General features: G+C 64.1%; 7 protein-coding genes. 3 read left to right on the top strand and 4 right to left on the bottom strand.

The features are described from left to right. Positions 1 to 178 precede the first annotated feature (178 nt). The 3 genes from RT131_RS07340 to RT131_RS07330 are packed head-to-tail and all read right to left on the bottom strand — an operon-like array spanning position 179 to position 7,855. Positions 179 to 3,250 carry an efflux RND transporter permease subunit gene (locus RT131_RS07340; protein WP_313171623.1) on the bottom strand — a complete coding sequence of 1,024 codons (3,072 nt, stop codon included), beginning with the start codon at positions 3,248 to 3,250 and terminating at the stop codon, positions 179 to 181. A gap of 4 nt (positions 3,251 to 3,254) precedes the next feature. Continuing rightward, positions 3,255 to 6,722, bottom strand: a complete 3,468-nt coding sequence (locus RT131_RS07335; RefSeq protein ID WP_313171621.1) for an efflux RND transporter permease subunit — start codon at positions 6,720 to 6,722, stop codon at positions 3,255 to 3,257. Beyond that, complete coding sequence (locus RT131_RS07330; RefSeq protein ID WP_313171619.1) at positions 6,719 to 7,855, bottom strand: efflux RND transporter periplasmic adaptor subunit; 1,137 nt, start codon at positions 7,853 to 7,855, stop codon at positions 6,719 to 6,721. Before RT131_RS07330 ends, RT131_RS07335 begins: the two co-directional genes overlap by 4 nt. 220 nt (positions 7,856 to 8,075) lie before the next feature. Here RT131_RS07330 and RT131_RS07325 point away from each other — a divergent pair, with 220 nt between their 5' ends. From RT131_RS07325 to RT131_RS07315, 3 genes are all read left to right on the top strand, one after another. Next, a complete protein-coding gene (locus tag RT131_RS07325) occupies positions 8,076 to 8,468 on the top strand; it encodes a c-type cytochrome (protein WP_313171617.1) in 393 nt (130 codons plus the stop codon). A 9-nt stretch (positions 8,469 to 8,477) separates the two neighbouring features. Continuing rightward, a complete protein-coding gene (locus RT131_RS07320) occupies positions 8,478 to 8,939 on the top strand; it encodes a cytochrome c (protein ID WP_313171615.1) in 462 nt (153 codons plus the stop codon). A gap of 217 nt (positions 8,940 to 9,156) precedes the next feature. After that, positions 9,157 to 9,423 carry a hypothetical protein gene (locus RT131_RS07315; RefSeq protein WP_313171613.1) on the top strand — a complete coding sequence of 89 codons (267 nt, stop codon included), beginning with the start codon at positions 9,157 to 9,159 and terminating at the stop codon, positions 9,421 to 9,423. A gap of 242 nt (positions 9,424 to 9,665) precedes the next feature. On the opposite strand, the gene RT131_RS07310 is transcribed toward RT131_RS07315, so the two are convergent. Beyond that, a complete protein-coding gene (locus RT131_RS07310; RefSeq protein ID WP_313171611.1) occupies positions 9,666 to 11,471 on the bottom strand; it encodes a hypothetical protein in 1,806 nt (601 codons plus the stop codon). Positions 11,472 to 11,475 lie beyond the last annotated feature (4 nt).

Raw genomic sequence — 11,475 nt, 5'->3', positions numbered from 1 at the left:
CTCTTGCTCTTGCTCTGGCTCTGGCTCTGGCTCCGGCTCCGGCTCCGGCTCCGGCTCTTGCTCCGGCTGTCCCCTCTCCCGCGTGCGGGAGAGGGGTAGGGGTGAGGGCCGCTCTTGCTTCAGCTGTTGCTCTTGCCTTCGCTGCTAGTCGTCAAAGCAGGTAAAGCCGCCCAGCCAATCAGCCCTCTGCAACGGCGCCCCGCTCCAACGCAGGCAAGCCGCGCGCACGCCGCACCAACCGCGCCGTGCCGGTACGCAGATCATCCAACAACGCATAGATGGTCGGCAGGAACAGCAGGCTGACCACCGTAGAGAACGCCAGACCGCCGGCAATCGCGCGTGCCATCGGGTAGTACGGCGGCATGCCATCGGCCGTGGTCGTGTTCAGGGCAATCGGCACCATCGCCAGGATCGCCGTGCCCATCGTCATCATGATCGGCCGCAGACGCTCACGGCTGCCTTCAATCAACGCCTCGGTACGCGATACGCCACGTCGCCTCAGATTGTTGATGTGCTCGATCATCACGATGCCGTTGTTCACCACCACGCCCATCAGCACCAGGATGCCGATCACCGCCATGATGTTCATCTCGGTGCCGGTCAGCCAGAACAGCCAGTACACGCCATAGATCGAGAACAGCACGCAGGACATGATCGCCGCAGGGAACAACAGCGACTCGAACACCGCCGCCATGATCACCACCATCAGGATCAGGGCGATGAAGATCGCGCTCACCATCTGGTCCATGCCGTCGAAGTTGATGTTGAAGCCCGCCCCGTTGAACGTATAACCGTAGCCAGGCGGGAACTGCACGCGGTCCAGGGTCTCCTCGACCGACTTGCGTGCCTGGTCCATCGGCACATCCTTGGCCAGGCCGGCCTCGATACGCAGCATGGTCTGCCGGTTCAAGCGCTGGATGGAGTTGGCCGCCGGATTGACGTTGACGTCCACCATCGCCAGCAGCGGGATCTCCTTGCCGCTGGAGCTGCGCACCATGAACGACGACAAGTCCTCGATGCTGTAGTTCTCCGAGCCCGAGAAACGCACATTGACCGGAATCTCGACGTCATCACGGTGGAAGTCACGCAGCGATGAGCCACGCAGCGCCATGCCCACGAACTGCGCCACCTGCTGGGCACTGAAGCCATACGATGCTGCACGTTCGCGGTTGACCCGCACGGCCAGTTCGGCATTGGCATCGCCTACGTCCACGCGCACATCGCGCAGCTTGGGATTGCGCGCCAGGATCGGCACGATGTCGTCGGCCAGCTCGCGCAAGGCCTGGCTTGAATCACCGACCAGACTGAAACGCAGGCCCTGCCCTTCGCTGCCCATGCCACCCGGCCAGCCGATACCGATCTTGGCACGCGCGGACTGTGGCAATCCCTTGCGCACTTCTTCCTCGATCTTCTTGCTCTGCTCGCGGTCGTCGACGGTCAGGTACAGGCGCGTCTGCGCCCAGCCCTGCTCAGCGAAGCGGCTGTATACACGCTTGATCTTGAACTCGTCGCGGTTGGCGTTGACGAAGTCCTCGACACGCTGCACTTCCTTGCCCATCTCTTCCTTGGAATAGGAGCCCTTCCACTGATAGAAGATGTTGATCTCATCCGGATCATTGTCATCGCCACCGCCACTGGTGTGGGTCATCGGCCAGACGCTGAGCACCGACACCAACACGATGCCGGCTACGCTCCACCCCCGGTTCTGCAAGGTCCAACGCAGTATCCGTGCATACCGCGCCTGCAGACGGCTGATGAACGGCGACTTCAGGGCCGGCGGCGTCTTCATTCGCGCGGACAGCATCGGGATCAGACTCACCGCCACCAGCCACGAGGCCAGCAGCGAGAACGAAATGGTCAGCGCCAACTGGGTCAGGTAGATGGTGATGATGTTCTTCTCGCCGAACATCATCGGCAGGAACACCACACAGTGGCACAAGGTACCGGCCGACAGCGCGATCGCCACGTGGCGGGTACCGATGATCGAGGCCATCTCCGGTTTGCCGGGGTATTTCTCGCGCTCCTGGTAGATGCTCTCCACCACCACCACGGCGTTGTCCACCAGCATGCCTACCGCCAGCAACAAGCCCATCATCGAGATGATGTTCAGGCTGATGCCGGTGAAGTACATGAAGCCCAAGGTCATGATGAAACAGATCGGGATCGCCATCGACACCATCAGCGTCGACGGCCAATGGCGCAGGAAGGCGTACAGCACGATCACCGACAACAACAGGCCGATCGCACCGGCTTCGGCCAGGGCCAACAGCGAGCTGGTGACCGCCTTGCCGGAGTCCCAGGCCACTTCGATATCCACCCCGCGCAGGGCCGGGTCGTCGCCCAGTCTCTCGACTTCCTTGCCTACAGCGCGCGACAGATCCACCAGGTTCGCCGAGCGCTCCTTGTAGATGTCCACGCCGACGCTGGGCTTGCCTTCCATGCGCCGCACATAGCTCATGCGCTGCGGCTGCAGGCTGACCTCGGCGATATCGGACAGGCGGGTACCGCGGTTGTTGACCGGCAGGTCGCGCAGCTCCTGCACCTCCAGCAGCTCACCCTTGGGCTGCACGCGAAGGCGGCGGCCGTCCTCGGTGATCTGTCCGGCCGATACCGCGAAATTGGCCGCCTGCAGCTTCTGCACCAGATCGTTCAGGGCAACGCCATGCGCGCTGATCCGGTCCTTGTCCAACGCGATCAGCACTTCCTGCTTGGCAACACCTTCCACTTCAACACGGGCCACGCCGGGCAGACGCTCCAGGCGTTGCTTGATGGCACGTTCGATCATGTCAGCGCGCGCGGTCAGGTCCTCGGCACTGTTCAGGCGCAGGCTGATCGCTTCCTGGTCGCTGGTGCTCCAGCGCTGCACGTAGTAACGGCGGAAGTCGTCCGGCAACTCGTCACGCACCGCGTCGATACGCTCACGCGCTTCGGACGCGGCCATGGCGATATCGCGGTTCCAGTCGCTGAATTCGACCTGGATCTGCCCGCCTTCGGCGTTGGCGCGCGAGTTCATCGTCTTGATGCCGGGCATCGTGGCGATGGCCTCTTCAACCGGCCGCAGCAGGTTGCGCTCCACTTCTTCCGGGGTCGACCCCGGATACGGCAGTGCGATGAAGAAGAACGGGATCGATGCTTCCGGCTCCGACTCCAGCGGCAGCTTGAACGCGGCGATCAGGCCGATCACCACCATCGACACGAACAACATGATGGTGGTGACGGGGCGGCGGATGGACAGCTCGGTGATATTCATCCGCTCAGTCCTTGATGCCGCCAATGGGGTCCTGCTCGTGGCTCAGCACCTGCTCGGCCTGGGCCATCGCCTGGCGTGCACGCCGGCCGCGCTCGGCGTAGTACTCGTCCGGTTTGCGGTCCAGCAGGTCGTACACCACCGGGATCACCAGCAAGGTCAGCAGGGTCGAGACCAGCAGGCCACCGATCACCGTGATCGCCATCGGCGAGCGCACTTCGGCACCTTCACCGAAGGCCAGAGCCAGCGGCAGGAAACCGAACACCGCACACAGCGTGGTCATCATGATCGGCCGCAGACGCGAACGTGCGCCCTCAACCAGGGCCTCACGCTTGGCCACACCTTCCTCGCGCAGCTGGTTGACCTTGTCGATCAGGATGATGGCGTTCTTCACCACCAGACCGACCAATAGAATCAAGCCGATGAACACCACCACCGAGACCGGTGAACGCGCCAACAGCAAGGCCGCCACTGCACCGACCAACGCCAGCGGGATGGTGAACAGGATGACGAAGGGATGCAGCAGCGATTCGAACTGCGATGCCATCACCAGATAGACCAGGAACACCGCCAAGGCGAAGGCGAACAGCAGCGAGCGGATCGACTCACCCAGTTCCTGGCCCTGGCCACCGATATGCATGCCGACATCGGTGCCCAGCGGATTCTTCGCGACCATGCTCTGCACTTCGGTGATGGCCTTGCCCAGGTCGATATCGCGCAGGTTGGCCGAGACGATGGCCACACGGCGCTGGTCGGCACGGTGGATTTCGCTCGGGCCGGTGGTGGCGATGACATCGGCCACCGAACCCAGCTCGATCGGCTTGGCACCGCTCGGATTGACGATCAGGCGACGGATGTCGTTGACCGAGGAACGCTCCGATTCCTGCACGCGTACCAGCACGTCGATCTTGCGATCGCGGAAGCTGTAGCGGGTAGCGACATTGCCCTTGACCTTGTTGACCACCGCATCAGCGATCTGCCGCGTGGTCAGGCCGAGTGCCGCCGCGCGGTCCTGGTCGAACACCACCTGGATTTCCGGGAAGCCCTGCTCCACCGTCGACTTGACGTCGGCATAGTGCGGGTTCTCGCGCAGCATGCCAGCCAGGCGATTGCCGGCGATACGGATGTCCTCGAGATTATTGCCCTCGATTTCGATTTCCAGCGGCGGCGACAGCGCGAACAGTTCCGGGCGGGCGAAATCCACCTGCGCTGACGGCCAGGCCTTCATGGTCTCGCGCAGTTTTTCGGTCAGTGCCGGCTCCAGCTTGGTGTCATTCATCACCACCGACAGCTTGCCGATGTTCTCGCCGCTCTCGGTCGGGCTGGCATCCAGTCGCGTACCGGTGCCGGAGACGCCGTACAGCAGGCGCACGCCTTCTTCGTCGGCATGCTTGCGCTGCACTTCGCGTACCAGTGCATCGGTCTGCGCCAGTGGCGTGCCCGGCGGCAGCTTGGCAGTCATCTCGAAGCGGTCCTGGGCCAGCTGCGGCAGCAGATCCACGCCCAGCAGCGGCAACGCCGCCAGGGTCAAGCCGAACGCCAGCGTCGCAAAACCCAACACAGGCCACGGACGCTTCAATGCCGCCGGCAGCGCGCGCAGATAGCCGGCTTCAGCGCGGCCATACGGCGCCATTGCCAGATCACTGGCCTTGCGCATCACCGGGCCGACCACCGCGGCAATGCCACGGAAAATCCGCACCACGGTCCAGGCCAGGAAATAGAAGCCGTAACGGAACATCGCGCCGATGCCACGGCCAGCATAGGCCGCCGGCTTCTTCCAGCGGCTCTGCGGACGCCACGGCTCACGCGGGTCCTCGGCCGGGAACTCCAACGGCGGACGGCCCTTCAGCGCGCTCAGCATCGGGATCAGGGTCATCGACACCACCAGCGACACCGCGATGGCGATCGATACCGTCAACGCCTGGTCACGGAACAACTGGCCGGCGATGCCTTCGACGAACACCAGCGGCAAGAACACCGCGATGGTGGTCAAGGTCGAAGCAACCACCGCCATGAACACTTCGCGGGTGCCCTTGATCGCCGCTTCCAGGATGCCCATGCCGCGCTCACGCGCCTTGGCAATGGATTCCAGCACCACGATCGAGTCATCCACCACCAGGCCGGTGGCCAGCGCCAGGCCGCCCAACGACATCACATTCAAGCTCAGGCCAAGCTGGCCCATGAAGAAGAAGGTGGCGATGATCGAGATCGGCAGCGACAGCGAGATCACGAAGGTGCTCCAGCCATCGCGCAGGAACAGGAAGATGATCAGCACCGACAGCAGGCCGCCGATCACCGCATCGATCTTGACGTCCTTGATGGCGTGGCGGATGAAGACCGACTGGTCCTCGACCGTCGTCATCTCGATGTCCTTGGGCATTTCCTTGCGGATCTGCTCCAACTTCGCTTCCAGCGCATCGGCGGTGGACACGGTATTGGCATCACCTTCCTTGTAGACCGCGAGTTCGACCGCTTCATGACCGGCAGCGCGGATCACCGCTTCGCGCTCCTTGTAGCCCTGGCGCACTTCGGCCACGTCCTTCAAGCGCACGCTGGGCGCACTGCTGCTGCCATCGCTGCGCATCGCCGCGATCACATTGGGATCGCTGCTGCCGAGGATGGCCGACATCAGCTGGCGGTTCTCACCGGTCGAGCTGGCGGTGCTGGAACCACTGGCCGTGGTCAGCAACATCTCGCGCATCTGTTCGACCGTGGCGAACTGGTTGACGGTACGCACCAGGTAACGCTGCGAACCTTCTTCCAGACGACCGCCGGACAGGTTCACGTTCTCCTGCTGCAGACGCTGGATCACCGTGTCCAGCGACAGACCCAGCGCGGCCAGCTTGCGCTGGTCGATATCAACCTGGATCTCATCCTCCAGGCCACCACCAACCTTGACCGCAGCCACACCACTGACCGGCTCCAGCTTGCGCTTGAGGTCTTCATCGGCGTAACGGCGCAGCTCCATCAGGCGGCGCACGGCATCGGCGTCGTTGCCGGCTTCCTGCTTGGACGACAGCGCCAGCCGCATGATCGGCTGGGTGGACGGATTGAAGCGCAGCAGCACTGGCGGCTTGGCCTCCAGCGGCAACTGCAGTGTCTCCATCTTGTCGCGCACGTCCAGCCCGGCCTGCTGCATGTCCGTGCCCCAGGCGAACTCCAGCACGACGTCGCTCTGACCGGTGCGGGAAATCGACTTGAGTTTGCGCAGCCCCTTGACGATGCCCAGCGCCTCTTCGGCCGGCTGCGAAATCAGGGTCTCCACCTCGGCCGGTGCCGCACCTTCGTAATCGGTACGCACGGTCAGGGTGGGATAGCTCAGGTCCGGCAGCAGTTCGACCTTCAGGCTGGACAGCGAGATCAGGCCAAACAACACCAGGGTCAGCGTCATCATCGCAATGGTGACGCGGCGGCGGGTGGCAAACTCGATCAGATCGAAGCCACCGCCGGAAGCCGACGGTCCGTGGTCACTCATTGTTTGGTCGCCTGTGCAGCGGCCGGTGCCTTGGCCGCTGCTGCGACCGCCTTCTCCTTGCCGATCACCTGCACCGCACTGCCTTCGCGCAGTGCGGCCTTGCCGGCGATGACGACCTCATCGCCCAGCTGCAGGCCGTTGCGCACCTCGATGAAGCCGGCATCGTCGTAACCCAGGGCCAGCTCGGTACGCACGGCCTTGCCGTCACGCACCACATAGACTGCCGGCTTGCCACCGTCTTCCAGCAGTGCGGTACGCGGTACCACCAATGCATCGGCGCGCTGGTCGTAGTTGATGCTCAGGCGGCCGAACATGCCCGCCTGCAGCGCATCTTCCCCGCTGAAGGTGGTAACCACGCGGAAGGTGCCGGTGCCGTTGTCCACGACCGGTGCAACGCGGTCCACCGTGCCGGTAAACGGCTTACCCGGCAGCGCATCGACCTGCAGCGATACCGCCTGGCCCGGCTTGAGCTTGGCGATCTCGCGCTCCGGCACATTGAGGGTGGCTTCCAACTGGCCGCTGTCGACGATGCGGATGATCGGCGAGTTGATCTGCACGAAGTTGCCCGGCTTGATGTCACGCGAGGCGACCACACCGCTGATCGGCGCGACCACCGTCGTATAGGACAACTCCAGCGTCGCCATCCGGTACATCGCCCGCGCGTTCTCCAGGTCATAGCGCAACTGGTCCACGTCGGCGGCGCTGACCAGTTGCTGCTGCACCAGCTTCTCGGCGCGGTGATAGCTGTTCTCCAGCTTGCGCATCTGCGCCTCGCTCTGCGCCACGCTCAGGCGAGCGCGGTCCGGGTCCAGCCGAACCAAAGGCTGCCCGGCACGAACCAGCTGACCTTCTTCGACCAGCACCGCCAGCGCCACGCCGGAAGTCTTGGCGACCACCTGCGATTCGGCGCGCGGCTCCAGTGCGGCAGTACCGGTATAGCTGGCGGCAATGGCACGGCGCTCGGCCTTGGCCACTTCCACCGGTACGGCGTCACTGGCCTTCTGCTCATCCGGCGTCTTGGCCTTGGCTTCCTCGCCACCGGCCTTGCAACCGCCGAGCAACAGGGAGGTGGTGATCAGGAGTGCAGCAGCGCAGCTTCCGGTGCGGGCGTGCAGAGTGAAAAGTCGCGACATCGTCTTGTCCCTGGGGATGCGTAGGCAGGTGTTGTAGCAAAGTATTGCACCACCCCACGCCCACACCATGCCCCGAAAGTCATGGGTACCACCCTATAGGCATGAGCTACCGCATTGCAGCATCCGACCCCTGTTCCGGAGGGGTAAATACGCGGGCTATACTCGGGCCGTTCCGTATCCCACGGCGGAACCCCAGACCCGCTCATCGGATAAGGAAACCATGCGCTCGCAGCCGCTCGCCGCTTGTTTCGCTCTGGCTTTTGCCCTGACCTTCGGGGCCGCCCAAGCTGATCCGCAGTCTGCTACACCCGCCGTCGCCCCTGCCCCTGCTGCCTCCAGCGCCACACCGGCAGCGGCCAGCACCGGCAATGCCGCCACCGGCAGGACCTTGGCCTATACCTGCCAGGGCTGCCACGGCATCACCGGCTACAAGAATGCCTACCCCAGCTACCGCGTGCCGAAGATCGGTGGGCAGTCATCGCAGTACCTGACCCAGGCGCTTACCGAGTATCGCGAAGGCAAGCGCAAGCATCCGACGATGCAGGCGCAATCGATGAGTTTCAGCCCGCAGGACATTGCTGATCTCTCCGCCTACCTGTCCACCCTCAAATAAGCGCCGACCATGACGAAAGCCACACACGCACTGCGTTTGTCCATCGCCCTGTTCGCCGCCATGGGTCTGGCTGCCTGTACGCAGTCGGAGGTCGAGTCCAGCGGCAAATCCGCGGCCGACCCCGGCCATGCCAGCGGTGAACACGGATCCAGTTCCTCCGCCGGCCTGCCGGCCGGCCGCATCGCCGCCGGTGAGCACCTGGCAGCCGTAAAGGGCAAGGCCACCGGGCAGAGTTGCATCGACTGCCATGGCGCCGACGGCAACAACCCGATCGATCCGACCTATCCCAAGCTCGGTGGCCAGTACGGCGACTACCTCGCCCATGCACTGCAAGCCTACCGTGCCAGCACCCGCGACCACATGCTGATGACCCCGCAGGCACAGAACCTGAGCGATCAGGACATCGCCGACCTCGCCGCCTACTTCGGCTCGCGTCCCAGCCAGTTGCGCGACCTGCACGGCGTGGATTGAAGACAACCGTCGCAGCACCGCATTGACACAACAAAGCCGCCCTTGGGCGGCTTTGTTCATATGCAATGCTCTCGAGGCTGTTTGTGGGAGCGGCGTAAGCCGCGAAGCTGGCATTGTTGGAACACCACTCATTCGCGCCATCTGAAGCGCTATCTGCTTCGCGGCTTACGCCGCTCCCACAACGGAGACTTGATCACGTATGCCACTCTATCGATGCTTGATCTGCGGCGAAAACTTCCCGGGTGCTCTGCTGGGCAAGCACTCACCCATTGGCTTCTACGCAACCCGCTTCGTAGAGGCAGCAACCCCGGGTGAAGCAGAAGCACAGGTTCTGGACCTGCTACGGAACGACGATGTGCTGAAGATTCGTGCTGAGCTACGCAACGAGGACGCCAGGGTTTTCTTCGAGGAGATCGCCGAGGTCAGCGCCGACAGCGAGCGCGCGCCGAACTCTGGTTTCACATTCTTCGCCATGGGCAGCTGAATCCCTGAAGACAAAGGCTGTCTCAGCAGTGCGTCAACAGCCCCAAGTGCGCTGCGCTTACCTGAGCTACGTTGCTTGATCTGCACGCACGATGCACCAGGCACCACTTGTGGGAGCGGCGTCAGTCGCGAAGCTGGCACTGTCGAAGCCCAACCCATATGCGGCATCTGATCCGGCCTCGGCTTCGCGGCTTACGCCGCTCCTACAAGAACCAACGCGGCATACAAAGCACCGCCGAGCCATCAACGACTGCCGTTGTCTTCCTGCAGCTCTTTCTTGAACGGGATATCCGGCGGCGGTCGCGCTTCTGCCGGCTGCTCCTGCATGTTCGGGTTGGTCAGGCCACAGCCGCCACCGAACTGCAGCATCGACACCACACAGGAAATCTTGCTCTTTGAGCCAGGAATCGGAATCTCCACGCTCTTGATGCCCTTGCGCACCCACTCGGCCAGGAGCGATTCATTCGGCGCCCAATACTTGTCGAAGGACGTCGGCGTGTAGTCATACGGCGGGCGCTTTAGCCAGGTGCCGGACTCGGCGATGCGCTCGCGGCTCCAGGTGTCTGCATCACCGCCCGGTGCACCACGCTTGGCCGCGTCTTGTGCCTGCCCCTCGTTGGCACCCAGCCTTACGCTGCCATCGGCATTGAACAGCCCGGTTCCCTTGTCAGCCTGACCGCCAGCGCTACCGGCAACCTGGCGCTGCGCCGCGCCCCAATCATCGCCACGGTTGGGTGCCGCCCAACCGCCGCTGCGATCCTCCGGCTTAGGACCTGCACCTGTGCTGGTCCCGCCGCGCGGGCTCGGATTGGCTGCCCCCGCCTGCCCGCCAGCCCGCGACGGACTGGTCGATGCACTGGCTGCCGGCGTACCGGTTGATGCCTGCGTCGTGGCAGTTGGACTCGCCGGCGCCTGCGCCGCAGGCTTGTCGGGCACACCACGCACCGCACGCTCACGCACCGCCATTGTCGGCGTCTTTAGTTGCACCTGGGCTGCGCGCGCTGGCAGGGTCGCCATCGCCACCGATTCCTGCGTTGCGGTCTCGATCCGACGTTCGCGTACGCCAAACTCGGGCGTGCGAATCTGCACCTGGGTTTCGCGCGCGCGCGGCTGCGTCACCGCTATCGGCTGCTGGGTGGCAACCTCGATCTGGCGTTCACGCACCTGCATCTGGGGAGTACGCAACTGCACCGTTACTTCCGCAGGCTGACGCAGCGCCTGCATTGGCTGCGGACGATCAACCGCAGTTTCAATCGTGCGTTCGCGCACCTGCGCCTCACTGCTGCGCAGTGCCGGGGCCACAACCGTGACCGGCGGCACCACGAAATCGCTGGTCGGCTGGCTTGTTTCGGTCACCTGCAGCGGCTGCTCGCTGACGGCAGGCGGCTCCGGCACGGGCTTGGATGCATCTACCTGCATCGCCTCGGGCGCGAATGCAGGCTCGACGGCAGGCGGGACATCGCTTTGCGCTGCGCGCGTAGCCGAGGATGCCGACGATTCCTGCGCCGCGGGTGCCGGTGACTCGGCCGCAACAGCGCCAGACTGCGCTGCAACTTCCGCCTGTGCGCCCGCCGCCTCGGCATCCTTCGGGGCACCGCCGCCCTCGTCGTCCGGCGTACCGCGCCCGACATACGCCACCTGCACGCGCTCGCCCTGTTCGGCGTTCTGTTCCGGCACGTTGCTGCGCACCAAGGCCACCCACAGCAACAGCAACGCGAACAGCACATGCAGCCCGGCGCTGAAGAAACCGGCAAACCAACGCAGGCCACGCTGATCGCGCGGCGGCGGTTCGCCTCCATTCCAGAACAGCAACACGATGTGTTGCCACAGCGGCAACGGCGCAGGTACACCCGCGCGTGGTCGTGGCGGTCGGGCCGCCATCACCCCGGCGGCGTCTGCATCGACAAAGGCGGAAAGCCCCTTGGAGACACGCGTGCGCAGCCAGTTGCTCCAGCTGTACGGCATGCCAGTGCGACGATCATGCAGAATGCTGGTCTGCCGGCGCGAGGCCAGCAGATCGATCAACTCGGTAACCGATGCCACCGGCATGCAG

The organism is Stenotrophomonas sp. (genome assembly GCF_032066555.1).
Lineage (GTDB): Bacteria > Pseudomonadota > Gammaproteobacteria > Xanthomonadales > Xanthomonadaceae > Stenotrophomonas.
The sequence above is the reverse complement of the archived record's forward strand: the minus strand, read 5'-3'. Positions and strand labels throughout refer to the sequence as shown.

Coding starts and splice junctions, on each gene's coding strand:
- RT131_RS07310 (WP_313171611.1), bottom strand. CDS start 11,471: ATGCCGGTGGCATCGGTTACCGAGTTGATCGATCTGCTGGCCTCGCGC.
- RT131_RS07335 (WP_313171621.1), bottom strand. CDS start 6,722: ATGAGTGACCACGGACCGTCGGCTTCCGGCGGTGGCTTCGATCTGATC.
- RT131_RS07325 (WP_313171617.1), top strand. CDS start 8,076: ATGCGCTCGCAGCCGCTCGCCGCTTGTTTCGCTCTGGCTTTTGCCCTG.
- RT131_RS07340 (WP_313171623.1), bottom strand. CDS start 3,250: ATGAATATCACCGAGCTGTCCATCCGCCGCCCCGTCACCACCATCATG.
- RT131_RS07320 (WP_313171615.1), top strand. CDS start 8,478: ATGACGAAAGCCACACACGCACTGCGTTTGTCCATCGCCCTGTTCGCC.
- RT131_RS07330 (WP_313171619.1), bottom strand. CDS start 7,855: ATGTCGCGACTTTTCACTCTGCACGCCCGCACCGGAAGCTGCGCTGCT.